General features: G+C 64.9%; 18 protein-coding genes and 2 tRNA genes. 19 read left to right on the plus strand and 1 reads right to left on the minus strand.

The window, feature by feature from the left end:
- Nucleotides 1-9 precede the first annotated feature (9 nt).
- The 5 genes from kdpA to PCK14_RS10875 are packed head-to-tail and all read left to right on the plus strand — an operon-like array spanning nucleotide 10 to nucleotide 7,580.
- Nucleotides 10-1,665 carry a potassium-transporting ATPase subunit KdpA gene (gene kdpA, locus PCK14_RS10855; RefSeq protein ID WP_269938511.1) on the plus strand — a complete coding sequence of 552 codons (1,656 nt, stop codon included), beginning with the start codon at nucleotides 10-12 and terminating at the stop codon, nucleotides 1,663-1,665.
- A complete protein-coding gene (gene kdpB, locus PCK14_RS10860) occupies nucleotides 1,662-3,770 on the plus strand; it encodes a potassium-transporting ATPase subunit KdpB (RefSeq protein WP_269938512.1) in 2,109 nt (702 codons plus the stop codon). The genes kdpA and kdpB overlap by 4 nt, the downstream gene beginning before the upstream one ends.
- A gap of 1 nt (nucleotide 3,771) precedes the next feature.
- Nucleotides 3,772-4,368 (plus strand): potassium-transporting ATPase subunit KdpC, encoded by a 597-nt coding sequence (gene kdpC / locus PCK14_RS10865; protein WP_269938513.1) that lies wholly within the window; start codon nucleotides 3,772-3,774, stop codon nucleotides 4,366-4,368.
- Between the two features lie 3 nt (nucleotides 4,369-4,371).
- Nucleotides 4,372-6,909 carry a DUF4118 domain-containing protein gene (locus PCK14_RS10870; RefSeq protein WP_269938514.1) on the plus strand — a complete coding sequence of 846 codons (2,538 nt, stop codon included), beginning with the start codon at nucleotides 4,372-4,374 and terminating at the stop codon, nucleotides 6,907-6,909.
- Nucleotides 6,906-7,580, plus strand: coding sequence for a response regulator (locus PCK14_RS10875; RefSeq protein ID WP_269938515.1), 675 nt, complete (start codon nucleotides 6,906-6,908; stop codon nucleotides 7,578-7,580). The genes PCK14_RS10870 and PCK14_RS10875 overlap by 4 nt, the downstream gene beginning before the upstream one ends.
- Here the strand turns inward: PCK14_RS10875 and PCK14_RS10880 are convergent.
- Nucleotides 7,577-8,008, minus strand: coding sequence for an ester cyclase (locus PCK14_RS10880; protein ID WP_269938516.1), 432 nt, complete (start codon nucleotides 8,006-8,008; stop codon nucleotides 7,577-7,579). The genes PCK14_RS10875 and PCK14_RS10880 overlap by 4 nt on opposite strands.
- A 118-nt stretch (nucleotides 8,009-8,126) precedes the next feature.
- On the opposite strand from PCK14_RS10880, the gene PCK14_RS10885 reads away from it, so the two are divergent.
- The 14 genes from PCK14_RS10885 to PCK14_RS10950 all read left to right on the plus strand — a co-directional run bounded on the left by PCK14_RS10885 (nucleotide 8,127) and on the right by PCK14_RS10950 (nucleotide 26,785).
- A complete protein-coding gene (locus PCK14_RS10885; protein ID WP_269938517.1) occupies nucleotides 8,127-8,729 on the plus strand; it encodes a PadR family transcriptional regulator in 603 nt (200 codons plus the stop codon).
- Between the two features lie 239 nt (nucleotides 8,730-8,968).
- Nucleotides 8,969-10,441, plus strand: a complete 1,473-nt coding sequence (locus PCK14_RS10890; RefSeq protein WP_269938518.1) for an MFS transporter — start codon at nucleotides 8,969-8,971, stop codon at nucleotides 10,439-10,441.
- A 69-nt stretch (nucleotides 10,442-10,510) separates the two neighbouring features.
- Complete coding sequence (locus PCK14_RS10895; RefSeq protein WP_269938519.1) at nucleotides 10,511-11,173, plus strand: MOSC domain-containing protein; 663 nt, start codon at nucleotides 10,511-10,513, stop codon at nucleotides 11,171-11,173.
- 67 nt (nucleotides 11,174-11,240) lie between these two features.
- Nucleotides 11,241-14,876, plus strand: a complete 3,636-nt coding sequence (locus PCK14_RS10900; protein ID WP_269938520.1) for a DUF1349 domain-containing protein — start codon at nucleotides 11,241-11,243, stop codon at nucleotides 14,874-14,876.
- A gap of 452 nt (nucleotides 14,877-15,328) precedes the next feature.
- Nucleotides 15,329-17,254 carry a DEAD/DEAH box helicase gene (locus PCK14_RS10905; protein ID WP_269938521.1) on the plus strand — a complete coding sequence of 642 codons (1,926 nt, stop codon included), beginning with the start codon at nucleotides 15,329-15,331 and terminating at the stop codon, nucleotides 17,252-17,254.
- 265 nt (nucleotides 17,255-17,519) lie between these two features.
- Nucleotides 17,520-17,591: transfer RNA gene (locus tag PCK14_RS10910), tRNA-Thr, on the plus strand.
- Between the two features lie 64 nt (nucleotides 17,592-17,655).
- Nucleotides 17,656-17,729 (plus strand) — tRNA-Met (locus PCK14_RS10915).
- Nucleotides 17,730-17,861: 132 nt separating this feature from the next.
- Entirely contained in the window at nucleotides 17,862-18,836 is a 975-nt protein-coding gene (locus PCK14_RS10920; RefSeq protein WP_269938522.1) for an AraC family transcriptional regulator, read from the plus strand.
- A gap of 80 nt (nucleotides 18,837-18,916) precedes the next feature.
- On the plus strand, nucleotides 18,917-19,579 hold the full coding sequence (locus PCK14_RS10925) for an NAD(P)H-binding protein (protein ID WP_269938523.1): 663 nt from the start codon (nucleotides 18,917-18,919) through the stop codon (nucleotides 19,577-19,579).
- 9 nt (nucleotides 19,580-19,588) lie between these two features.
- Entirely contained in the window at nucleotides 19,589-21,160 is a 1,572-nt protein-coding gene (locus PCK14_RS10930) for a Na+/H+ antiporter (RefSeq protein ID WP_269938524.1), read from the plus strand.
- Between the two features lie 91 nt (nucleotides 21,161-21,251).
- Nucleotides 21,252-24,449, plus strand: a complete 3,198-nt coding sequence (locus PCK14_RS10935) for a hypothetical protein (RefSeq protein ID WP_269938525.1) — start codon at nucleotides 21,252-21,254, stop codon at nucleotides 24,447-24,449.
- Nucleotides 24,450-24,588: 139 nt separating this feature from the next.
- Nucleotides 24,589-25,461: an HpcH/HpaI aldolase/citrate lyase family protein gene (locus tag PCK14_RS10940; RefSeq protein ID WP_269938526.1), complete on the plus strand. Its 873-nt coding sequence runs from the start codon at nucleotides 24,589-24,591 to the stop codon at nucleotides 25,459-25,461.
- A 5-nt stretch (nucleotides 25,462-25,466) separates the two neighbouring features.
- Entirely contained in the window at nucleotides 25,467-26,441 is a 975-nt protein-coding gene (locus PCK14_RS10945) for a DUF2797 domain-containing protein (protein WP_269938527.1), read from the plus strand.
- Between the two features lie 95 nt (nucleotides 26,442-26,536).
- Nucleotides 26,537-26,785, plus strand: coding sequence for a DUF3188 domain-containing protein (locus PCK14_RS10950; RefSeq protein WP_269938528.1), 249 nt, complete (start codon nucleotides 26,537-26,539; stop codon nucleotides 26,783-26,785).
- The last annotated feature ends 73 nt before the right edge of the window (nucleotides 26,786-26,858 follow it).

The raw sequence follows: 26,858 nt of genomic DNA on the forward strand, positions 1-26,858 counted from the left end.
GCGGACACCATGGACCTTAATATCTTCTCGCTGGCCACTCAGCTGGCCATCCTGATCGTGGTGCTGGCGGCCCTGCAGCAGCCCCTGGGCAAGTATCTCGCCGCCACGTTCACCAGCCACAAACACCTGGCCGTGGAACGCGGACTCTACAAGCTCTCCGGGGTTGACCCCCAAGCAGACCAGCACTGGAAGGTGTACCTGCGCTCGCTGCTGGCCTTCAGCATTGTCTCCATCGTGGTGCTTTTCCTGGCCCAGCTGCTGCAGGGAATCCTGCCCTTCAACCAGGGCCTGGGTGCCGTGGACCCGTGGGTTGCCATGAACACGGCAGTCTCCTTTGTCACCAACACCAACTGGCAAACCTACGTACCGGAGTCAACCCTGGGCTTCGGTATCCAAATGATGCTGCTCGCCGTGCAGAACTTCCTCAGCGCAGCCGTGGGCCTGGCCGTTGTGGTGGCACTGATCCGCGGCCTGGTCCGGGCCCAGACCAGCAACCTTGGCAACTTCTGGGTCGACCTGAGCCGCGGAACCATCAGGGTCCTGTTGCCGCTGGCAGTGATTGGCGCGGTGGTCCTGATGGTCACCGGCGTCATCCAAAACTGGGGCGGCACCAGCATCCACACGCTTGTCACCGGCGCCGCGCAAACAGTCCCCGGCGGGCCCGTGGCATCGCAGGAAGCCATCAAGCTCCTGGGCACCAACGGCGGCGGCTACTTCAACGCCAACTCCGCCCACCCCTTTGAAAACCCCACGGCGTTCAGCAGCCTGTTTGAGGTGTTCCTGATCCTTCTCATCCCGTTCTCACTTCCGGCCATGTACGGACGCATGGTGGGCGACAAACGCCAGGGCTACACGGTGCTCACCGTCATGGTGGCATTCTGGCTCGGGTCCACTGCATTGATGGCATGGGCCACCGCAGCCTTCAGCGGCAGCGGCACCAGCGTGGGCGAGGGGTTCGAGCAGCGCCTGGGCGTTGCCCCCAGCGCCTTGTTCGCAACAGCCACCACCCTGACCTCAACGGGTGCCGTGAACGTGGCCCACGATTCCCTGCCGCCCCTGGCCGGCGGGCTCGCCATGCTGAACATGATGCTGGGCGAGATCGCCCCCGGCGGCGTGGGCTCTGGACTGTACGGAATGCTGATCCTGGCCGTGGTGGCCGTCTTCATTGGCGGCCTCATGGTGGGGCGCACCCCGGAGTTCCTGGGCAAGAAAATTGGCGCACCCCAGATGAAGCTCGTGGCCCTGTATATCCTCATCACCCCCACGCTGGCATTGCTGGGCACGGCCATCACCGTGGCAATGCCTGCGCTCGCAGCAGCGGCACCGGCCCAGGGTCCGCACGGCTTCAGCGAAATCCTGTACGCCTTCACCTCCGCCGCCAACAACAACGGCTCCGCGTTTGGCGGCATCACCAGCTCCGGCCCCGGCTTGGCCACGCTGTTGGCGCTGGCCATGTTGCTTGGCCGCTTCCTGCCCATAGCGCTGGTCCTGGCGCTCGCAGGCTCCCTGGCCAAGCAACGCAAAATCCCCGCCACCACGGGAACCCTCGCCACCCACGGCCCACTTTTCGCCGTGCTGCTGGGCGGCATCTCCCTGATCCTGACCGCACTCACCTACTTCCCCGCGCTCGCCCTGGGCCCGGCCGCCGAAGGACTCCTGAAATGAACCTCAACAACACCCTTGCGGCACTGCCCCTGGCCTTCCGCAAGCTCAACCCCCGCCAAATGGTCCACTCGCCCGTCATGTTCACGGTGCTGATCGGCTCCCTTGTCTGCACGGCGGTGAGCATCCAGCAGCTGGCCATTGGCTCCGATTCGGCAGTCTTTTCCATCATCGTCACGGTGTGGCTCTGGCTGACTGTGCTGTTCGGCAACCTGTCCGAGGCCATTGCCGAGGGCCGCGGCAAGGCGCAGGCAGACAGCCTCCGTGCCGCCCGCACCTCGGTCATGGCACGACGCCGGACCCGCGCCCTGGTGCCTGCCGGCGGGTCCGGCGCGGCCCAAGCAGGCGACGGATACGCGGAGGAACTGGTGCCCGGCACCGACCTCAAGGTGGGGGACGGGGTCATCTGCGAGGCCGGGGACCTGATCCCCAGCGACGGCGACGTCATCGAGGGCCTGGCCAGCGTGGACGAATCCGCCATCACCGGCGAATCGGCCCCCGTGATCCGTGAATCCGGCGGCGACAGAAGCTCAGTCACGGGCGGCACCATGGTGCTCTCTGACAGGATCGTCATCCGCATCACCGCAGCCAGCGGCAAGACGTTCCTGGACAGGATGATCTCCCTCGTGGAGGGTGCCACCCGGCAAAAGACGCCCAATGAAATCGCGTTGAACGTGCTGCTGGCCTCCCTGACCATTGTGTTCGTTGTCGCCGTCATGACGCTGGCCCCCATGGCGAACTTCGCCAACGCCCTGCCCACCCCCGTGGTGCTGGTGGCGCTGCTGGTCTGCCTGATCCCCACCACCATCGGCGCGCTGGTGCCCGCCATCGGCATCGCCGGCATGGACCGGCTCATCCAGCGCAATGTCCTGGCCACCTCCGGCCGGGCCGTGGAAACCGCCGGCGACATCACCACCCTGCTGCTCGACAAGACGGGCACCATCACCTACGGCAACCGCCGCGCCGTTGCCTTCGTGCCGGCCGACGGCGTCGACCAGCAGCTGCTCATCGAGACGGCCCGCTTGTCATCGCTGGCGGACGAGACACCCGAGGGCCGCTCCATCGTTGATCTGGCAGAGAAGGATGCGGCGCCGCAGGACGCAACGGCAACGCTGACCCCGGACGTGGAGGTCATTGAGTTCAGCGCCGTGACCCGCATGAGCGGGCTCAACCTGCCCGTGGGCCACCCCGCCAACCCAACCCCGTCGGTGCTTGAGGTGCGCAAGGGGGCGGCGACCGCCGTCGAACACTATGCCAAGGAACGCGGCGGATTCCTGCCGCAGGAACTGGAGGAGGCGGTCCTGAAGATTTCCGGGACCGGCGGCACCCCGCTGCTCGTGGCAACTTACAGCGGCGGGCGCGCGCAGGTTCTTGGCGTGATTCACCTGGCGGATGTGGTCAAGCCCGGCATGAAGGAACGGTTCGCGGAACTGCGGGCCATGGGCATCAAGACCATCATGATCACCGGCGACAACAAGATCACCGCCGCTGCGATTGCCGCCGAGGCCGGGGTGGACGACTTTGTTGCCGAGGCCACCCCGGAGGACAAGCTGGCCGTCATCAAGGCCGAGCAAGAGGCCGGGCGCCTTGTGGCGATGACGGGGGACGGCACCAACGATGCCCCGGCACTTGCCGCGGCTGATGTGGGTGTGGCCATGAATTCAGGCACCAGTGCGGCCAAGGAAGCGGCCAACATGGTGGATTTGGATTCGGACCCCACCAAGCTCATTGACATTGTGGGCATCGGCAAGCAGTTGCTGATCACGCGCGGTTCGCTGACCACCTTTTCGGTGGCGAACGACGTGGCCAAGTACTTTGCCATTGTGCCGGCCCTGTTTGCCGCCACGTTCCCCGGACTGGGACTGCTGAACATCATGGGGCTGTCCTCACCCGAGAGCGCCATCCTCTCCGCGGTCATCTTCAACGCCCTGGTCATTGTTGCGCTAGTGCCGCTGGCGCTGCGCGGGGTGAAGTACAGGGCTGTTTCGGCGGCCAAGGCACTGTCCCGGAACCTGCTCATCTTTGGCCTGGGCGGCGTCATTGCCCCGTTCATTGGCATCAAGCTCATCGACCTGATGGTCTCCCTCATCCCCACGATTGGTCACTAACATGAACGCCTACGGACGCCAACTACTCACGGCCCTGCGGTTCCTCATCTGCGCCACCCTGCTGCTGGGCCTGGCCTACCCCGTGCTGGTCTTCGGTGCCGGGCAGCTCATCGCCCCGGCCCAGGCCAACGGCTCCATCATCACCTCCGGCGGCCAGGCAGTTGGGTCCTCGCTGCTGGCCCAGCCTGTCACGGGCGAGAAGTTCTTCTACCCGCGGCCCTCGGCGGTGGGCTGGGACCCGGCCACGTCCTCGGCCAGCAACCTGGGCCCCAACCAGGCTGCGCTGGTGGAGGCCATCGCCAAGAACCGGGCAGAGGTGGCGGCCAGGGAGAAGGTTGCCCCGGACGCTGTGCCCATCGACGCCGTGACGGCCAGCGGCTCAGGCCTGGACCCGGACATTTCCCCGGCCTACGCCGCATTGCAGGTGGCGCGGGTTGCGGCCGCCAATAGCCTTAGCGAGGCAGCTGTGAAGCAGCTCGTTGCAGAGAACACCAGCTCGGGGGTGAACGCTTTCCTGGGCCAGCCCTCCGTCAACACCACCACCCTGAATGCCGCCCTGGGGGCTGCGCAGAAATCAGCCGCTGGCCTGCGAGAATAAGGCATGACGCGCGGCATATTGCGGATTTTCCTGGGGGCAGCCCCCGGCGTGGGCAAAACCTACTCCATGCTGGAGGAAGGCCATGCCCAGGCCGCGGCCGGAGTGGATGTGGTTGCCGGGATCATCCTGGACCACGGCCGCGAGCAGACCCGGCTGCAGCTGGAGGGCCTGGAGACAGTTCCCACCAAGCACATCAACTACCGGGACGCCGACTTCCAGGAGCTGGACGTGGCAGCCCTGTTGGAACGGCGGCCGGCACTGGCCCTCGTGGACGAGTACGCACACTCCAACATTCCAGGGGCCGGCAACGCCAAGCGCTGGCAGGACGTCGAGGAACTCCTGGCCGCAGGCATCGATGTGTACTCCACCGTCAACGTCCAGCACCTGGCCTCGCTGGGCGACGTGGTGGAATCCATCACCGGTGTCCGCCAACAGGAAACCGTCCCGGACGACGTGGTGCGCCGGGCCGAGCAGATTGAGCTCGTGGACATCCCGCCGGAGCTGCTGCGCCAGCGCCTGAGCACGGGCCACGTGTATGCGGCGGACAAGGTCGATGCCGCGCTGGCCAACTACTTCAGGCTCGGCAACCTCACAGCCTTGCGCGAACTGGCGCTGCTGTGGCTGGCCGACCGTGTGGAAGAGGGCGTGGCCGCGTATAGGCAAAGCCACGGCATCGATACGAGCTGGCCCACCCGTGAACGCGTGGTGGTGGGACTCTCCGGCGGGGCCGAGGGGGAGGTTCTGCTGCGCCGGGCCGCCCGGATCCTGAGCCGGGTCAGCGGCGGGGAACTGCTGGCCGTGCACGTGCCGCGCTCCGACGGGGTTGCCGGGGACACGCCGTCGGCCCTGGAAGGCCAGCGCCAACTGGTCACCGACCTGGGCGGGACCTACCACACGGTGGGCGGGGAGGACCCGGCCGCGGCGCTGCTGGATTTTGCCCGCAACGCCGGCGCCACGCAGATCGTCATCGGGTCCTCGCGGCACAGGGCCCGGCTGGGCTTCCTGCGCAGCCCCGGGGTGGGGGCGCGGGTGGTGCGCGGCGCCGGGGACATGGACGTCCACATGGTCCCGCACCCGCTGGCCACAACAGGCGGCGGCATGCGGACCCGCGGCGAGCTCAACCGCAAGCGCGTCATCGCCGGATTTGTCCTTGCCGTGGCGCTGCCCGGCGTGGTGGAACTGTTCACCGGACCCCTGAGCCTGCAGACCACCATGGTGGTCCAGCTCGCGGCCACGATTGCCGTTGCCCTGGTGGGCGGGCTGTGGCCTGCCGTGGTCGCCGCCGTGTGGGGAAGCCTGCTGCTCAACTACTTCTCCGCACCCCCGGTGCGCACCCTGACCATCAACAACCCTGAAAACCTGCTGACGCTGGCCATCTTCCTGCTCGTGGCGGTGGCCGTGGCCCTGGCCGTGGACCAATCCGCCCGGCGCTCGCAGGAGGCCCTGCGTGCGGGGGCCGAGGCGGCAACCCTGAGCGAACTGGCCCGCGGCATCCTGGCTTCCCAGGACACCGTGCAGGTGCTGCTCGAACAGCTCCGGGACCACTTTGGCATGCGCTCAGTGGTCCTGTTTTCCAGCCAGGGGATCCCCGGCGCCTGGCAGGTTGAAGCCTCGGTGGGGGAGGAGCCGCCGCAAAGCCCGGAGGAGGCGGACACCCTTGAGGAAGTTTCCGAACATTGGATGCTGGGGCTCTCCGGGCGCATCCTGCCGGCCCGGGACCGGCGGCTGCTCAGTGCCTTCGGCGCGCACCTTTTGGCCCTGGAGCAAAGGGCGGCACTGAGTGAGACGCAGCGCGAGAACGTGCAGCTGAGCCAGGACAACAACATGAGGACCTCCGTGCTGCGGGCCGTGTCCCACGACCTGCGCACGCCGCTGGCCGGGATCAAGCTTTCCGTCAGCAGCCTGCGCCAGTCCGAGGTGGTGTTCAGCCCCGAGGACGAGGCCGAGCTGCTGGCCACCATTGAGCACTATGCCGACCGCATGGATGCCCTGGTGGGGAACCTGCTGGACATGTCGCGGCTGAGTGCCCAGATGGTGCGGCCTGTTGTTGGCCCGGTGTCGTGGCAGGAGGTGCTGCCGGCTGCCCTGCACGGGGTGCCCGCCGAGCGGGTGCGCCGCGAGCTGCCGCCCAACATGCCGCCCATCGAGGCCGATCCGGGCCTGCTGGAGCGCGTCATCGCCAACATTGTGGAAAACGCCGTGAAGTACGCACCCGACTCGGAAATCCTTGTGGTGGGATCGGTGGGTGGCAGCGGAAGCGCCACGATCAACGGCCACCCGGCCAGCGAACTGCGCATTGTGGACCACGGCAAGGGTGTCCCCGCGGCCGAGGTCATGGCCATGTTCCGGCCTTTCCAAAGGCTCGACGACGTCTCCTACGGCCCGCAGGGCGGCAGCGGCGTGGGCCTGGGGCTGGCAGTCGCCAAGGGATTCACCGAGATCATGGGCGGCGTGGTTGAGGCCGAGGAAACCCCCGGCGGCGGGCTGACCATGACAGTGCGGATGCCGCTCTCCACCGGAATAGTGAGGACTGCACCGTGACAACCGTGTTGATTGTTGACGACGAACCCCAGATCCTGCGGGCACTGCAGATCAATTTGCACGCCCACGGCTACACGGTGGTTCCGGCGCACAACGGGACCACGGCGCTGGCGGCCGCCCAAACCCAGGCAATTGACGTCGTCGTGCTTGACCTGGGACTGCCGGACATGGACGGCCTGGACGTCATTGCCGGCCTGCGCGGCTGGACCGAGGTGCCCATCATTGTGCTCTCCGCCCGGCACGGCTCGCACGACAAGGTGGAGGCGCTGGACGCCGGGGCCGACGACTACGTGACCAAGCCGTTCGGCCTGGACGAGCTGCTGGCCAGGCTGCGGGCGGCCACGCGCCGCTCAGGCACGCAGACCGCCGAGCCGCGCGTGGAGACGGCCGAATTCACGGTGGATTTGGCCAACAAGCAGGTCTTCCGGGGCGGTGCGCCCGTGCGCATGACACCCACCGAGTGGAGCCTGCTGGAACTGCTGGTGCGCAACCCCGGACGCCTGGTAAGCCAGCAGCAACTGCTCACTGAGGTGTGGGGGCCGGCGTACGCCAAGGAAACGCACTACCTGCGCGTGTACATGGCGCAGCTGCGGCGCAAGCTGGAACACGACCCGGCCGCCCCCGTGCACCTGCTGACGGAGGCCGGGATGGGGTACCGCTTCGCGCCCTAGAGGTTGGCGGAAAGCAGTTGCGCCGTGACCCCGGCGCGGTCAATGTGCATCCAGTATTGGGTGATCAGGCCGTTGTCCACCTGGTAGACAACTGAGTTGTACTGCCGGACCGGGCTCTGTGTGGGGGCGAAGCCCTCGACGGTGGCCACGTGCCGGCCAATTTGGCAGAAGCGCACGTGGGCCTTGTTTCCGTCAACCAGAAGCTCCTCGATGTTGAGTTCGAACTCGCCCCAGGCCTCGATCATTTCCTGGACGTGGCCGGCATAGTCTTCCGGGGTGCGTTCGACTGTGCGCGGGTCCTCGGATTGCACCTGGTGGGCCAGGACCACGGGGGCCAGGAACTCGCCCGCGCGTTCCGGGCTGCGGCCGGAGCGGACAATCTGCAAAAACGATGTGACGACGTTGCGGGTGGATTCGGCTTCGATCATGCCCAAATTCTACGGTTGCCCAGAGTTGTCCGGCGACCCGGGCCGCGTGACGGACAGCACAAAGATTTGGCGCCCCTGGGACTTATGTAGTCAGAAATGCATTAGTAAGATTATGACTATGACAAAACGGTCCCCCCTGGCACTCACCGTGCTCGCACTGCTGATGGAAATGCCCATGCACCCCTACCGCATGCAGCAGCTCATCACCTCGCGCGGCAAGGACAGGGTGGTCAATGTCAGCCAGCGCGCCAGCCTCTACAGCACCATCGAGCGGCTCACCCGCGACGGCCTGATCCGGGTTGCCGAGGTGGAGCGGGACGGCTCGCGGCCCGAGCGCTCCGTCTATGAAATTTCCGACGCCGGACGCGCCACCGCACGCGGCTGGCTCACAGACATGATGTCCGTCCCCAAGCACGGCTTCCCTGAATTCCATGCGGCCCTGGCCCTTGCACCCGTGCTGGAGCCTGGCGAACTGGCCGCCCTGTTGCGCACGCGCCGGGACGCCCTGGCCGCGGAAGTTTCCGGGCTGCGCGAGGAATTGGAGGCCGCCGCCAGCTTCCTGCCCCGCGTGGTCCTGCTCGACGGCGAAATCGTGGTCCGCACCCGCGAGGCGGAACTTGAATTCATTGACAGCGTCCTGGCAGAACTGGCCTCCGGCGCCCTGACCTGGAGCCGCGAATCCCTGGCAGAACTGTCCAAGGCCAACGAACCACACCAGTAGCACCCCGGTGATCGAGCCGCACCCCGCTGATCGAGCCGCACGCCGGTGATCGAGCCTGTCGAGATCCGGCGGGTATCGAGATCAGGGCGGAGGAGCCGGTGTTTTCGTAGGCGACGTCAAGGAGACCGGAGGCCGCCCGCGGCCGAGGGTCGGGAAGTCGCCGAGGAAATACCGATCCGCCGCCCGCCCGCAGCCCGATAGAACGAAAAACTTTGCACACCAGTAGTTAGAGGAACAGCATGAAAACCACAGCTCCACCCATCGGCCGGGCACGCTCCATCGCCCTGGTTTCCCTGTTCATGGCCTCCTTCATGGAGCTTTTGGACGCCACGATTGTCAACGTCGCCCTGCCGGACATTGAGCGCGCGCTCGGTGCCAACAGCGCCCAGCTGCAGTGGATGGTTGCCTCCTACACGCTGGCCCTGGCCATCGGCCTGATCACCGGCTCCAGGATTGGCGACATCTACGGGCGCAAGAAAACCTTCATCGTAGGCCTGGTGGTCTTCACCGTGGCCTCAGTGCTCTGCGGCATGGCCATGAACCCGGAAATGCTCATCGCCTCCCGCGCCCTGCAGGGCTTTGCTTCGGCGGCAATGATCCCGCAGGTCCTTTCCAGCCTGCAGGTCATGTACAAGCCCTCCGAGCGGGCCGGTGCAATGGCCGGCTTCTCCGCACTGGCCGGCGTTGCCGCAGTGTCGGGCCCCATCCTGGGCGCCGTCCTGACCAACGCCGACATCTTCGGATGGGGCTGGCGCACCATCTTCTTCGTCAACATCCCCGTGGGCATCTTCGCCGTCATTTGCGCCGTTAAGTACGTGCCCGAGTCCGTGGCGCCCGTAAGGCACAAAGTGGACCTGTCCGGCGTCGTGATCCTCGCCGTGGGCATGCTCGCCGTCCTCTACCCGCTCACCATGGGCCGGGAGGAAGGCTGGCCGCTGTGGACCTTCCTCATGATGGCCTTTGGCCTGCTGGTCCTGGTCGGCTTTGTGCTGCTGCAGCGCCGCGAGGAGAAGAACGGCGGCGAGCCCCTGGTTGCCGTCTCCCTGTTCAAGGGCCGCGCCTTCGCCGCCGGCATCGCCATGATGTTCCTGTTCTTCATCCCCATGAACGGCTTCTTCCTGATCCAGACCCTGTTCCTGCAGCTGGGCCTGGAATACCCCATCTTGAAGGCCGGACTCACCATGATCCCGTTCTCCATCATGGTGCCCGTGCTGGCCGGCATCTCCGCCGCCATCCTGGCCCGCAAGATTGGCCGCGTGGTGCTGCAGCTCGGCCCGCTGGTCATCGCCGTGGGCTTCGTCGTCCTCATCTTCACCGTCCAGTCGGTGGGCGGGGCCGTCACGCCCTGGCACCTGCTGGCGGGCCTGGCACTCAGCGGCGCCGGCTTCGGCATGGTGGTGGCGCCCGTGGGCATCTTTGTGCTCTCCGAGGTCCCCACCAAGTTCGCCGGCAGCGCCTCGGGCCTATTCAACACCACGAGCCAGCTGGCCGGTGCCCTGGGTGTTGCCATCATCGGCACCATCTTCTTCAACTCGCTGGAATCCAGCGCCGCCACCAGCCAGTCGGCCGTCTTCATCGACGGGTTCACCTTCACCATGTGGTGGATGGCCGGCGGCATGGTCCTGGCATCCATTGCGGCCACCTTCCTGCCGCGCTGGGCCTCCGAGCACGACCCTGCCGCGGAGTCTTCGGCCGAGTTGGTCGAAGCCTAGGGCGCACGACGCCGGGCCCTCCCTGGGCGGGTCCGGCGCCGCCCGGCGGCGCTGCCATAGGCTTGGGGCATGAGTGCTCAGACGTCCCGGACCGGATCCATCCTTGCCATTTGTCGTGTGCACCAGCTCGTCACCACGGCGACCGGCTTTGGCGTCACTGCGATCGACAAGCGCGCCGTCGAAGGGCCCGTCCGGCTGCGCACCTTCGGGGTCTTTGGCGACGTCCAGGCCGACACCGAGCACCATGGCGGGCCCGACCAGGCCATCTACGCCTACTCGCAGGAAGATGCCGACTTCTGGAGCGCCGAACTGGGACGGGCCATCCCGCCGGGGCTGTTCGGGGAAAACCTGCGCACCCAGGGAGTTGAAACCACAGGCGCCGTGATTGGCACGCGCTGGCGCATTGGCAAGGCGCTTCTGGAGGTCACATCCCCGCGCGTTCCCTGCGCCACCTTTGCGGAGCGGATGGGGGAGCCGCAGTGGGTCAAGCGGTTCACCCAGGCCGGGCGCGTGGGCACCTACCTGCGCGTCCTGGAGCACGGCAAGGCCCAGGCGGGCGACACCATTGAGGTGGAGCATGTGCCCGGTCACGGAATCACCGTGGGCAAGTTCTTCAGCGACCCCAGCGTGGGGGACGTGCGCATCCTGCAGGAGCTCCACGAGGGCGGCAAACTCACCCTGAATGCTCATTACTGGAAGAAGTTCCAGCGAATTTTGCAGAAAGACGCATAACTTCACGTTTACTTCACAAAGCATTTGTGATGGACACCACATGTTATCGATAACTAATGTCGACAGCATGACATCAAATGCAACGTGGTATCTCCGGCCAGAATCGCCTGGCATCAAGTTCCGGGCGTGGGGAGCAGGACTGCTTGCCCTCGGCATGGGCCTGGTCCTGGCCACCGGCACCCTGCCCGCCCCAGCCCAGGCAGACGATCCAACCGCACCCCTGGCAGCCACGGGGCTGAACCCCTCCAATGTGGGCTACTACGCGTCCACTCCGGCCATGCTGGACACGTCAGTCATGCCTGTGCACGCGGCCAACCGCACCATTGTGAACGTCACCGACTTCGGTGCCGACCCCACGGGTGTCAAGGATTCGGCCCAGGCCATCAAGGACGCCATCCGGCACGCCAAAAGCCTGAAGACCCCCACCACCATTGCCTTCCCGTGCGGCAGCTACACGGTCTACCCGGAAAACACTGAAAAACGAGAACTGTACATTTCCAACACCGTGGGCGGCAACCAGGAGTACGCCACCAAGAACATTGGCATCCTCATTGAGGACATGGACGACGTCATTGTTGACGGCATGGGCTCGGCCATCACCTACCACGGCAGCCAAACCGAATTTTCCTCCATCCGTTCCGCCAACGTGAGCTTCAGAAACTTCACCACCGACTGGTACTCGCCGGGAGTCCTTGACCTGACGGTCCTGAAGACTGGCGTCATCAACGGCCAGGGTTACCGCGACTACAAGCTCAACGCCGGAACCACCTATGCGATCAACGGGACAACCGCCACCTTCATGGGCGAAAAGAGCCCCACAACCGGCCTGCCCTACTGGACGCAGGCCCCCGGTGAAACCATGGGCTGGCAGAACCAGATCCGTGACCTCGCCACCGGAGAGACACTGCGCCAGGGCTCGGGCATTCCATTGTGGAAGAACTCCACGTCAGTGACGAACCTGGGCAATGACGTCATGCGCGTCACCTACTCAGGCGACGTTGATCCGGGCGGCTCGGGCCAGGTTTACGAAACCCGCAGGCACGCCCGCGACCACTCGGCCGTTTTCGTCTGGGAATCGGACCGCACGTCAGTGCAAAACATAGCCATGCACTACATGCACGGCTTTGGCATGGTGGGCCAGATGACCAAGGACATCACCTTCGACAAGATCACCATGCGCACTGACGCCGGCACCTGGCGGCAGACGGCAGGGTTTGCCGACTTCCTGCACATGTCGGGCGTCAAGGGCAAGGTCCAGGTCACCAATTCACTCTTCGACAACCCCCACGATGACCCCATCAACGTGCACGGAACCTATGTGCAGGTGAAGTCCATCAACCGGGCCACGAACACCGTGGTGTTGCGCTACGAACAGTCCGACGCCACCGGCTTCCCCCAGTTCTATGTTGGGGACGAGCTGAACTTCCTCAAGCGCAGCACCATGCTTGACGCCAGCGCGGGCGGCTACAAGGTCAAGGCCGTCTCCGGTCCCACCGGCACCGACACATCGGCCGACCTGCGGGAAATGACAGTCACCGTGGACAAGGAACTGCCTGCGGAACTGGCCGTGGACACCTTCGTTGCCGAAAACCTGACATACACCCCCGAGGTATTGATCGCCGGCAACACCTTCAAGTCCACGCCCACCCGCGGCATCCTGGTCACCACACCCAAGAAGGTTGTCATTGAACGCAACCACTTCGACCAGATGGGCATGGCCAGCATTTACATCTCCGCCGACGCCGTGGGCTGGTACGAATCCAGCGCCGTCAAGGATGTGACCATCCGCAACAACGTCTTTGACAGGCCCAGCAGCAACTACGGTGCCGTCTGGATTGAACCCTTCAGCACCGAGGTGGTGCCGGGCAAGACGGTCCACAAGAACGTCAAGATCGACTCCAACAGGTTCTCCCTGCAGCCCAGCGGACAGCTGGTCAACGGAAAGTCGGTGTCCGATCTCAGCTTCACCAACAACGTGGTCAACCACTACGCCCCGACCACACCGGTGGATCCCCAGAGCGTCTCCAGCAAGCCCATGTTTGACTTCACAGGCAGCGCCAACATCACCATTGCCGGCAACCAGTACGCGCCGGGGTTCAACCTGCGTGCCAACACGGCCCCCAACATGGCTGCCAGTGAGGTCCATGTTGTGGGCGACGGCGTCCTGGTCAACGCGGACAACATCGACCTCAGCGGCGTCAACGTTTCAACCCTCGACCCCGCCATGGGCTGGGTGCGCCAGGACAGTTCACGCTGGAGCGCCATTGACAAAAACACCGTGGCCATTGAGTCCGGCGTCAACGGCCTCTGGGCCAGCCAGAACGTGGCCGCCAACATGCTGCTGCGAAAGGCCGGATCAGCCGGCGACACCGAAACCGTGGTCAAGGTCAGCGGCGCCACCAAGAGCCAGTACGAGGAAGCCGGCCTGGTGTTCTACGGGGACGACGACAACTACGTGGCGTTCCAGCGCAAGCACGCGGGCGGTTCGCCCGTGCTGGCCGTGGTCACCGAGACGGCGGGTGTTGGAAACGAGAACACCCAGGTTGCGGCGCCTGCCAATGCAGACCTCTGGTTCAAGCTCAAGCGAACCGGCACCAGCTTCACCGGAAGCTACTCCACCGACGGCGTGGCCTTCACCAACGTCGGCACCGTCACGAACGCCGTGGTCGGCGCGACGGCCCGGGTGGGCCTGCTGACCGGCGGCATCAGCGACAACGACACACCCTTCACCTACAGCGGCCTGACCATCAACGGTGCGGCCCAGCCGTTCTTCGAGAAGATCGTCACGCCCGGTCCGGTGGACTATGCTGCAGAACTGGCCGCCCCTGCATGGAGCGGGATTGACTTCGGCGCAGCCAAGTCGCCGCTGGCATGGTTGAAGTACGCCGACTCCTCGGTGAAGTCCATCAGCACCACCTTTGCGCCCAAGGTGGCCGGCACCAAGGTTCAGGTCATCTTCAACGACAAGCCGGCCAAGGCCAATGTCAATGGCAGCCACACCTTCAATCTGATGGCCGGCCCCAACGTTGTTGAGGTCAACACCTTCGGAGCCGACGGTGTGGCCACCCAGGCGTACAGGTGGGTTGTTGTGGCCGATCTGCCCACCAAGGTGCCCGGCACGCAGGTCAACTGCGAGGACGTCGTGGAACCGACCCCGTCGGCAACCCCGAGCGCGACGCCGAGCGCAACCCCGAGCGCAACGCCCTCGGCAACGGCAACAGCAACGACCAAGCCTTCGGCAACGCCGTCGACCGTTCCCGGCAACGCTGCCAGTGGCAGCGTCAGTTCGGCAACGGTGGCTCCGGGCGGGGACCTGACCATCACGGGCAAGAACTTCAAGCCCGGCACCACGGCAACGTTTACGCTGCATTCCAAGCCGGTCCTGTTGGGCACTGCCGTGGTTGCCAAGGACGGTTCAGTGTCCCTGGCCGTCAAGCTGCCCGCCAATGTGCCTGCCGGCAAGCACACGGTGGTCATTGCCGGCACCAGCGCGGCGGGCAAGCAGGTGGAGGTCAGTGTTGCACTGAGCGTCACCGCTGCCGGCCAGCCCGCCACCACAGGAGCCGCCACCAAGGCTCCCACGGCGGATGAGCTGGCAAGCACGGGCGCCAACGGGGTCCTCCCCGTCCTGGCGTTGGCCCTGATGGCCTTGTTTGCGGGTGCAGCAACCGTCCTGGTTCGCCGACGCCGCAGCCACGGCTAGGCAATAGCCCCCAACAACTGGCCCGCAGCAGTGGCTGGCAAAACAACGCGAAATCGTGTTTTTGCAACCACTACTGCGGGCCAGTTGTTTGTGTCGGCAGGGGCATGTGCCGAACCTCACGGGCAGGCATCGACTTTAGCCATATCGCGGCGGTAGGGTATGCCCTACAATTTAAATATCCCCCACTCCGGTATCTCCTTTTATTTTCTGCCCAATTTTTGAGGCAGGAGCCTGAAGTGTTTGGGGCCCGCAAGCTTTTGGCGGGCAAGTAGCGTTCATAGGGGATTGCCGGCAAAGAAACGCCATGAGGTGTTGGTTTTTTCAACACTGGCGGCCGTACCCACGTCCGTATTCATGGCGCGAGATCCTGCCCGGGATGCCGAGCAGCGGCTGGATTTCCTCCACTGCGGCATTAATCGCCGCCTGGCCCTATGAATGAGGACATTTTGACCATGCCCGAAAACTTGACCGAAGAAACCCCCGTCGTCGAGGAAGAAAACGAGACGACGTTTGCCGATCTGGGCATTGACGGCCGCGTGCTGTCCGCCCTGAACGACGTTGGCTACGAGAAGCCCTCACCCATCCAGGCAGCCACCATCCCGCTGCTGCTTGAAGGCCGCGACGTTGTTGGCCTGGCACAGACCGGTACCGGCAAGACTGCAGCATTCGCAGTTCCCGCCCTGTCCCGCATGGCCGAGCTGATGGACCTCAACGGTCCCACCAAGGACACCCAGATCCTGGTGCTGGCTCCGACCCGTGAACTGGCGCTGCAGGTTGCAGAGGCCTTCACCTCCTACGCCAAGTACATGGACAACTTCTCCGTGCTCCCCGTTTACGGTGGCTCGGCCTACGGCCCGCAGCTTGCCGGCCTGCGCCGCGGTGCACAGGTTGTTGTCGGTACCCCCGGCCGTGTCATCGACCACCTGTCCAAGGGCTCCCTGGACCTGTCCAACCTCCAGTACCTGGTGCTGGATGAGGCCGACGAAATGCTCCGCATGGGCTTCGCCGAGGACGTCGAGCAGATCCTGTCCCAGACTCCGGCCGAGAAGCAGGTTGCCCTCTTCTCCGCCACGATGCCCGGCCAGATCCGCCGTATCTCCAAGCAGTACCTGAACAACCCGGCTGAGGTCACGGTCAAGTCCAAGACCACCACCGGCGCCAACACCCGCCAGCGCTACCTGCAGGTCATGGGCCCGCACAAGCTGGATGCCCTGACCCGCGTGCTCGAGGTTGAAGAGTTCGAAGGCGTCATCGCGTTCGTGCGCACCAAGATGGCCACCGAGGACCTCGCCGACAAGCTGAAGTCACGCGGCTTCCAGGCTGCCGCCATCAACGGCGACATCCCCCAGCAGCAGCGTGAGCGCACCGTTGAGGCACTGCGCGACGGCAAGATCGACATCCTGGTTGCCACGGATGTTGCCGCCCGTGGCCTCGACGTGGAGCGCATCACCCACGTCATCAACTACGACATCCCGCACGACACCGAGTCCTACGTGCACCGCATTGGCCGCACGGGCCGCGCCGGCCGCTCGGGTGACGCGATCCTGTTCATGACGCCCCGCGAGAAGTACCTGCTGCGCGCCATCGAGAAGGCCACGCGCCAGCCGGTGGAGCAGATGCACCTGCCGTCCGCTGAAACCATCAACTCCCTGCGCCTGGGCAAGTTCGCTGAGAAGATCACCGAAACCCTGGCCAGCAAGGACGTTGCCAAGTTCCGCGACCTGATCGCCTCCTACGAGCAGGAACACGACGTTCCCGCCTCGGAGATTGCCGCCGCACTGGCAGTCATGGCGCAGGGTGGCCAGCCGCTGCTGGTCAACGACCTGCCGGCTGCCCCGGAGTACCAGAAGAAGGACCGCGCCAAGGACGGCTTCGGCTCACGTGGCCCGACCCGCACCCTGACCGAGGGCAACGCCACCTACCGCATCTCGGTGGGCCGTCGCCAGCGCGTCATGCCCGGCTCCATTGTTGGTGCCATTGCCAACGAAGGCGGCCTGTCCTCCTCACAGATCGGCGGCATCGACATCCGCTCCGACCACACCCTGGTGGAGCTGCCCGCAGACCTGAGCAAGGACCAGTGGAAGGCACTGAGCCGCACCCGCATCAGCGGCGAGCTCATCAACCTCGAGCTGGACAAGGGACGCCGCCCCTCAGGCAACGGCGCCCCCTACCAGGGCGGCGGAGAGCGCAACGACCGCGGCCAGGGCGGCTTCAAGAAGAAGTTCGACGGCGACCGTGGCGGCTTCCGCAACGACCGCGGCTCGGACCGTGGCAACGACCGCGGTGAGCGCGGCCAGGGCCACACCGGCCATGGCGGCGGCGACCGCCGTCCCCGCCACGAAGGCGGAGCAAACTACAACAGCAAGGGCAAGTGGTAAACACCACGCCCCACGGCACTAATTGAGGCCGGCTGCCCTGCGGGGCGGCCGGCCTTTTTGGTGCCTCTGGAAGGCCGGAAAATGCCATGTGACGCAACTCATGGGCATTGCGTCGCGCGGCCGTCCTGCCCCGTGTTTCCGGGGTTTTTGCCCACGCAGAGAATCTCTGGGACGTGCGAAAGGGCGCCGGCTGGCGGTCCGGAATCAATTGCAGCTATCCCCGATTTCGCATCCAGCTAAACCGCTGGTAGAGTATTTCTTCGTTGCCCCCCTAGCTCAGTGGTAGAGCGCGTTCTTGGTAAGAACGAGGTCACCGGATCGATTCCGGTGGGGGGCTCGCAAATGAGAAGGCTCGTGTCAAGACGGTTTTGGCCGGGGTGGCACGGGCCGGTCTCGTTTGGGGCGGCATAGCTCAGTTGGTTAGAGCGCACGACTCATAATCGTGAGGTCCCGAGATCGAGTCTCGGTGCCGCTACAGAAAAAGCCCCCTTCCGCATTACGCGGAAGGGGGCTTTTCTTGTACCCCGCCATTTTGATTGCGATAGTGTGGCATGGCGGCCGCCCATGCGGAAACGGCTGGCGGCAATTTTTTGGCTTGGGGGCAAAGATGTTGATGGAACCTGACATGGTGGAATACCGCCGACAGTTCCGCAAGGGTGCGGTGCTGCGCGGGGAAGACGCCCTGGATGCGCTGAACCAGCCGTGGAGGCTGGTCCCGCACAAGAAGACAGGCTTCAACGCCACCGTCCAGACCTGGTCCTGCCAACGGCTCCTGTTGGCACGCGCCCAGGGCGACGGAACCATCATGTACCGCGATGAGGAGCACCTCGGCGACGGCTACGACAACTTTGTGCTGGTTGTCTTGATCCACAAGGGCGGCCTGACCTGCAGCCAGCGTGGACGGACCGCCACCGCCGGCCAGGGCTCCGTGGTCACGCTGCTCCCCAAGGAAAGCTACTGGTCAAACGCCCTGGACGGCATCGATGCGACCATGCTCTATGTTCCGCTGGACTACCTTGAGCGCAGGGGAGTGGCCACGGATGCCCTGGCGGCGGAGTCGTGGGCGGGCGGCCCCTTGGTGGCCGGCGTGCGGGCACTGGTGGACAGCACGCTTGAGTTGCAGGACGACGCCCTGGACCGGCGCCCCATCCACATCGAGGAGGCGCTGCTTGAGCTGGTGGTGGGGATGCTCGGCCGCCACCTGCAGCGCCACACCGACATCGACGCCCCGGCGGAGGAGGTGCGCAGGAAGGTGTTTGCGGCCATTGCGGCCAACTACTCCAACCCTGCCTACGACGTCTCCGCCATCGTTGCCGAGACCGGCGTCAGCCGCCGCTACATGTACAAGGTGTTCGAAGGCCGCAATGCCACTGTCGGATCAATCCTGCGGGCACGCAGGCTCGATGAGGCCGAGGTCCTGCTGCGCGCCTACGGCCAGGGGGCCAGCCTGGCCCGCATCGGCAAGACCGTGGGCTTCCACAGCGGCGAGAGCTTCAGCCGGGCCTACAAGGAAAGCCGCGGCATCACCCCGGCACAATACCGCGACCGCCACAAGGCGGACGCGGCTCGGGCCAAACGCTAGGGACGCCGTCGGGCCCGCCGCCTGCGCCGTGGAGTAGGCTGCCAGCAACAGCCACATCATGATTGATGCAAGGAGCCGCAATGCGAAACGTCCTGATCATCGGCGGGCACGGAAAGGTGGCACTGCTGTTGGCGCCGCTGCTGAAGGAGGCCGGCCACGCGGTGACCTCCGTGATCCGCAATCCCGCCCACATTGACGCGGTGGTGGCCTCGGGCGCCACACCCGTGGTCCACGACGCTGCTTCTGCCTCGGTGGCCGAACTCGCCGAGCTCATGCTGGGGCAGGACGCCATCATCTGGTCCGCAGGGGCCGGCGGTGGCAGCCCCGAACGCACCTATGCGGTGGACCGTGATGCGGCCATCGCTTCAATGGAGGCAGCCGCTGCAGCGGATGTCCAGCGCTACATCATGGTTTCCTACCTTGGCGCCCGCACGGACCACGGCGTGCCCCCGGAGGACAGCTTCTTTGCCTACGCGGAAGCCAAGGCGGCCGCCGACGCCCACCTGCGCGCCAGCCAGCTGGCCTGGACCATCCTGGCCCCCGGCGCCCTGACGGACGGTGCGGGGAGCGGCCTGATCGACCCGACTCCCGCCGTCGAACGCGGGCCAGCCACACCGCGCAACACCTCCCGGGCCAACACGGCACTCGTGGCCGCGGCCGTGCTGGAACACCCCGGGACCATCCTGCGCACTGTTGAGTTCAGTGACGGCACGGTGCCCATTGGCCAGGCCCTGACCCCGTAGAGTGAAACGGTGGAACAGCTAGTACTCATCATTGGACTCCTTTTCGCCACAGTGCTCGCCGTTGGTTTGGGGGACAAGCTCAAGCTGCCCTACCCGGTGCTCATGCTCATCATGGCGGGGGCCCTGACCTTCATTCCAGGCTTCCCGGACCTGCGGATCGACCCCGAGCTGATCCTGCCCATCTTCCTGCCGCCGCTGCTGTTTGCCACGGCGCAGAAAAGCTCCTGGGCCGTGTTCCGCATCCGCTGGCGCACCATCATCATGCTGGCGGTGGCCCTCGTGGTGGTCTCCACGGCCCTGGTCGCGGGTGCCGCGTGGCTGCTCATCCCGGGCATCGGCATCTCCGCAGCCCTGGCCCTGGGCGCCATGTGCGCCCCGCCGGACCCTGTTGCGGTGGAATCCGTGGCCGGCCGCGTACACATGCCACGCAGGCTCATCACAGTCCTGCAGAGCGAGGGCCTGTTCAACGACGCCGCTGCCATCGTCATCTTCCAGGCAGCCGTGGCCGGCGCCATGGACGGGCAGCCGTTTGGCGTGGGCGTTGTGGGCAAGTTCCTGCTCGGAGCCGTGATTGCCGTGGCGGCGGGCATGTTCATGGGTTGGGTGACGGGGCTGATCACCAAGCTCATCACCTCCCCGGTGGCCCGCAGCGCCGTGACCCTGGTTGTCCCGTTTGCGGCCTACATCCTGGCCGAGGAGGTGCACGCCTCGGGGGTCATCGCCGTCGTCGTCACGGCGCTGGAAATCAAGCGCCACGCACGGGCCGAGGACGCCACCGAGCGCATCACCCGCGCAGCCTTCTGGGACGTCGTGGAGCTGCTCGTGACGGGGCTCGCCTTTGGCTTGGTGGGCCTGGAGGTGCGTGAAGTCATCAAGGAGGAGGGCTCGGCCATTTGGGGCATGCTGCCCTCGGCCGTGGCCATCAGCGTGCTGGTGATTGTGGTGCGGTTCCTCTGGTTTGGCCTGCTGGCGCTGCTGTCCAGGAAGCACGACGGCGACCTCCCGCCCACCAGCCTCAAGGACGTCGTCATCCTCACCTGGTGCGGCATGCGCGGGCTTGCCACCCTGGCGCTGGCCCTCGCCCTGCCCACCGTGCTGCCCACGGGTGAGGCATTCCCCGCCCGGCACGAGATCATTGTGGTTGCCTGCGCCGTGCTGCTGACCACCCTGGTCCTGCCCGGGCTGACGCTGCCCTGGCTCATGCGGGCCCTGAAGGCCACTGACGACGGCGTGGAGGAACGTGAGGCGGCCAAGGTCCTGGCCCTGCGCGCCCAGGAGGCAGCCATCGCCGCGCTGCGCGACCATGACGTCATCAAGAACCTGCCGCCGGAAAAATTGTCGCTGGTCAAGGACAAGATGAAGCGCCTGCACGCCGAGCTCCTGGACGGAAGCTTGAAGAACGAGGACACCGACGAACGACGCCGCCGGGGCCGGGAACTAGCCATCGCCGTGCAAACCATCGCCTTGGACGCCGCCCGGGTCGAGGTCCTCAGCGCCCGCAACGAGCCGGAGGCCGACCCCGAGGTGGTTGACCGGGTGCTGCGGCAGCTGGACCTGCGCACCATGATCATGCCTGACTGAGTCAACGCGGCCCCTTGACGCCACGAGATTGCGGGTGTCCACTTTAGTCATCGTGCTGTGATGTGTAGTGCCTCGGTGTCAGGAGCCGGCCATGAAAGCATTCTTCAGTTGGTTCACCAGTCCACTCTCGGTGTCCGAGCCTGAATTGCACTTTGCAGAATGGGAAAAGAAGCATCAAGAACTCATGACCAAGTGGGTCTTGGGAAGTCTTGCCGCCCTGGCACTGACAATATGGATTGCCATGGCCGAAGTGGATCGGCTGATCGCCGACGCTGCAACGGGGATAGGCCGCAGTGCGTCCGCCAGTTCAATTCAGAGCGTTGATTCCAGTCTGGGACAGGAAAACTGGGCAATATGGCAGACTCTGTATCAGACCGACCATGACATCGGCCAGCAAGTAGCAGTTCTACTGAGATGCTATTTCAGCCTGGATTTGTTCTTTACGGTCGTCTACACGGTCCTCTTGCTGCTGATCTTTTGGCGCTGGCCCTGGGCTGGAAGCCTGGTACTCGTGGTATTTGCCTCGGAAGTAGCCGAGAACGTGCTCCAATTCATCACTCTCCACCGGATAAACCTTCCTGGTGCAGAGGCGCCCGTCCCGAGTCACGGAATCCTGCTGGTGGCCCAGAACGTGACAACCGTGAAGTGGGCGTCCCTCGCCATTCTGGTCGTTGGGGTATGTGCCTATCCCACGCTGCGGAGATTGCTTTTTCATTCCCTCGGACGAACGTGGCAGGCGCTATTCATCCACAGGATCACGGTCGCAGCGGTCTTATTGCTGGTGTATCTAGCCTTGCTGCCCGTTGAGGGAGTCGCCGACCAGCTGCCAGACACTCAACGGGCATGGATTGAAGCGAACCCCATGCCGTTCTATTTGACTTGTCTTATTGTGCTCACAGTGGTCTTTGGTCTGTTTTTCGTCGGGCGAATGCGGAGCAAATTGATTTGGGATATTTATCATCCTCATCGCAGGGTCACCAAACGCGTACCTGGGAGTCTCCCGCGCGATGATCCGAAGTACCTGCTGTGGTTCCTCCCCCCAGCTCTTCTACTGTTGGGTTTTTTGATAGTGGGGAATTCGCCCGCGCGTGACTACTGGACTTGGGGATGGCCGTTGGCTTGCCTCCTTGTCGTGCCTGCGGGTGTGGCCGGCGCGAGTTGGATCATGGATAAATGCGGTCGCAAGGTACAGAAACCAAAAATCAAGAAGGCAGACCGTTTGCGCTCCTGGGATGCCTGGCGCGGTGGGGACGTCCTGGCCATGGTTTTCCTGGCCGTTTCGGGAATGGCCTTGGTTAGGTCCTTCACTGCTCCACTTGCCCTAATGTTGGCCCAAGGGCAGCCGGTGGACTTCGATAACCGCGCGGCATTGACCTACTGGATTTTCGGAATGCTGGTTTCCGCGTTGGCCTTTCCCGTCGGCGCTGTCTTTGTCCGCCTCACATGGCGTGGCTGCATGGACCCGAGGGAACCTGATACTACAAGAACCAGAACAGTGAAGCATACGCTCCTCATTTCATTCGTTGTTTCGCTAGCATTTTTTGCTGTGTTCCCCGCTCAAACAAGCGGCATCGCTGGCGTGCCGGGGACGGCGGTGCTTCTTGTGGGAGGGTGGGCGTTCCTCATAGGAGTTTTGGTTATCTCGCTGCAGGACCAAATGCCGTTGAGGTTGTTTGACAGCATGCGCCTTGAAGCCAACCCGGTTCTATCACTGATCGCCGTCATTTTTCTTGTTGGCACCGCTCTCGGGGGGACACCAAGCCTCCACAACGTGCGGCCGGCCCCACAAATCGCAACTGGTACCAAAACCTCAGCGGTCAACGTGGATGGGCGCAATACGGTCCGTACGGCCCTAAACGAATGGCTGGCAAAGGGTGGACCATGCGTCCGGGGTCTAGACGGCAGTGCTACGCATGCTGCTTCGGGTTCCGGTGAATCATCAACTCGAGTGAGGCCCATGATCCTGGTGGCGGCAGAAGGTGGAGGAATTCGTGCCGCCAGCTGGACGGTGCGGGCCTTCGAGAAGTTAGCTGATGCGGATGATTGTGCCAAGGAGTCTGTCTTATTGTCTTCGGGGATCAGCGGTGGATCACTCGGCTTGTCACTCGCGAGCCTGTATGGAGACGACGCGGTTGAGACGATGAAGAAGCTGGCAAAACCGGGGCCGCTCGCGGCAGCCGTTACTGGAGCCATGGCTGGAGACATGGTCGGGGCCGTGACAGGCCTCAAGATCCCCACCCGGTTCCGCGACCCCACTACCGGCAAGTACCTGCTCGCCTGGAATGACAGGGCGGGGTTGGTCGAATCGCTGTGGGAACAATCTGCAGACAAACTCGCCGCACCATTCAGCGCGACGGTGGCTGGGCCGGCCGGGGCGCTCTTGCTGAATTCGACAGACACTGGAACGGGTTGCCGGGTGGTGGTCAGTCAACTGAACCTTCCCGAGACGGCCGTGACAACCTTGCCTCGCCCTCAAGGCATTGACTGTACGGACGACACAGGCTTCCCCTTGTCCGTGGACCTCCTGGATCGGGACACCAAATGCCCGATAAACCTCCGCTGGTCCACTGCGACCATGTTGTCTGGGCGCTTTCCCATCATCACCCCCGGCGGCCGGATTCCTGCCCCGGTGGCCAACGGTAGCGGCGGGGTTGAGTGTTCCACGGATCGGGGATTCCAGCTCATCGACGGGGGGTACTCAGAAGCCTCAGCATTGGGGACCATCACGGACATCTGGCCGGTTCTGCAGAAGGAAGTTCTGGCCCACAACACATGTGTCGTGGCCCTTGCCAGCCCATCATCCAACCCCGCCGCCGGCGAAGAAGATCCCTGCGCCAAAATGGCCGCCGCTGATCAGATTGTGGTTCCGGTATTTCTGTTCCTGCAAAACTCACCCGGATCCGACATTGTGCCAAGGGCGCCAAAAGCCACGGCGGAATTTCTGGTGCCCATTGTTGGCTACGGTGCCACACACCTGCAGAGCGCATCTGCAGCGTGGATTCAACGCTTGGAGGAGAGCTCCAACGTTTGTCCGGACAGCTCAGGGTCCAGCGTTTGCAATGCGGCCGCGAAAAGCGTGGCAGCTGCGCTAGGCAATCGTTCTGTCGTTGTTGTTGCGCCCAACAGCGTCCCTGCCCTGGCCGCACCCCTAGGCTGGTCCCTGTCTGGCATGAGCCAAAACCAGCTGGAACAGGCAATGGATGCCGAGGCCCTCATTCCGCCGAAAGGCCCTATCAAGCAGGACTTTGCCAAGCTGCTGCGCTACTTGGGGCCCACGGCAACCGGGTAGGAACGATGCGTCGCGGAACCCGCCTACTAGACCGGTCTACAAAAAACCCCCGAAAACTGGTGCATTCGGCCAGTCAATCTAGCGCGAAGTTGTAGGACGGCACATCGAATCTGAATCGATTGCCGTATACGGTAGATACATGTCTAGCCCTGTTGGCAACGAAGCCGCCCCCACGCCCGTACGCACCCGCAACATCCCGGCAGAAATCGCCCGCTCCTGGCTCCTGGTGCCCGCGACCCGGCCCGAGATCTTCGACGAGGCCGCCGCTTCCCGCGCCGACGCCGTCGTGCTTGACATTGAAGACGCTGTTGACCCGAAGAAGAAGGACGCGGCCCGTGCCGACGTCATCGAATGGCTCCGCAAGGGCGGCCAAGCTTGGGTCCGCATCAACGACGTCCACTCGGACTTCTGGGCCGACGACGTCGCCGGCCTGCGCAACACCCCCGGCCTGCTCGGCGTCATGCTGGCCAAGACCGAACAGGCAGAGCAGGTCAAGGAGACCTACCACCGCCTCGACGGCAAGACCCGCGTCCTGGCCCTGGTGGAGTCCGCCCTGGGCATCGAGGAAGCCAACAACATTGCCCGCGCCGAGGGTGCCTTCCGCCTCGCCTTCGGTTCCGGCGACTTCCGCCGCGACACCGGCATGGCCGCCGACCGCGAGGCCATGGCCTACCCGCGCGCCAAGCTGGTTGTCGCCAGCCGCGTGGGCAACCTGCCCGGCCCCATTGACGGCCCCACGGTTGGCAACAACCACCCCATCCTGCGCGAGCAGTCGGCCATCACGGTCTCCATGGGCATGACGGGCAAGCTGGCCCTGGCCATGGACCAGACCACCATCATCAACGAGGTCATCAGCCCCACCCCGTCGGACGTCGCCTGGGCCACCGACTTCATGAATGACTTCAACGCCCGCGGCGGCGTGATCCGCGACGGCTCCGACCTTCCCCGCCTGGGCCGCGCCGAGAAGATCATGAAGCTCGCCGTCGCCTACGGCGTCCAGCCCTCGCTCTAACCACGGTGGCTGAGCCTGTCGATCCGGTGGTCGAGCCTGGCAATCCGGTGGTCGAGCCTGTCGAGACCCGCGGCGGGCTGGTCCGCGGAGTCTCCTGGACCCCGGACGGCCCGTCCCTCTCGCTCACCACGGACGACGGCGCGGCGCAGATGCCTTTGCTGCCGGGGCGGTGGCTGAGGTTTGAGGTGCTCTCCGGCGACGGCGTGCCCGCCAGATGGTGCCTGGGGTTCGTCCGGGTGGAGGAATCGGGGCAGCCGCAGCACTTCCCCTGCCCCACAAGCCAGGCGGCGGAGCGCGGCTACCAATGCGGTGCCTGCTTCGCCAAGGACCAGATGCGGCCCATGCACGACTTCCACCGCAGCGGCCAGGCATCGCCGGGCCTGAAGGCGTATCTGTCGCAGCAGCACTGGCTGTACATTGCCACCTTCGCCGACGGAACCACCAAGGTGGGTACGGCATCCGAACGCAGCAAATGGAGCCGCCTGGCCGAGCAGGGGGCGCTTGTGGCCCGCTATGTGGCCAGGGCGCGCGACGGTGCCGTGGTGCGCCACCTCGAGGACTCCGTCTCCACGAATCTCCCGCCCACCCAGTTTGTGCGCGGCGCCGCCAAGTTCGCCGCCCTGTTGCAGCCCCGGCCGCCCCTGCACCTCGAGCAGACCAACAAGGCGATGGCCGACGTCGTCCGGGGCTACGTGGCGGAACTGGCGCTGGAGGGCTTCGAGACTGTCGATGAGCCGTGGCAGCGCAGCGAATTCTCGCAGGCCGTGGCAGTTCCCGGCCGGCGCACCGCCTACCCGCAACCGCTGGACACAGGCCGCCACGGCATCCGGATCGACTCCATGCTGGGGCCCACCGCACTGGCTGGCCTGGACGGCGTGGACGGGGAATTCCTGGCGGACCTCGGCGCGCTCAAGGGGCGCAAGATCCGTTTCGGCGACTACACCACTGACATCCCGGCACTCCAGGAGTCCCTTTTCTGATCCCCACCGCCCGGCCCGGTAAATCGCTGGCGCGATTTTCCGGGAACCTGGCCGGCGTGGGCCCAGCCACCGCCCGGCCCGGTAGACTGGGCAGCGTGCTAAACGACTTCTGGGAAACCGCTCCGCCCGCCTACAAATACGCTGTTTTTGGCGGCATGGGGCTGACCTTCATCGGCATCGTGATCATCATTCTTGGTGCCGTGACGTCCACGCCGTCCATGACCTACATTGCCCTGCCGTTCATTGGCGTGGGGCTCCTGGCGCACATGGCGTCCCTGGGCCTGCGCGGCCACAACATCCGCAAGCAGCTCAAGGCTGCAGAGAAGCGCAACGCAGGCAAGTAGCGCCACCCGCCCGGGCAGCAGAAAAGCCGGCGTTCGCGCTTTCGGCAGGTGTTGGAACACCCGCCGAAAGCGC

The organism is Arthrobacter sp. HY1533 (assembly GCF_027568515.1).
Lineage (GTDB): Bacteria > Actinomycetota > Actinomycetes > Actinomycetales > Micrococcaceae > Specibacter.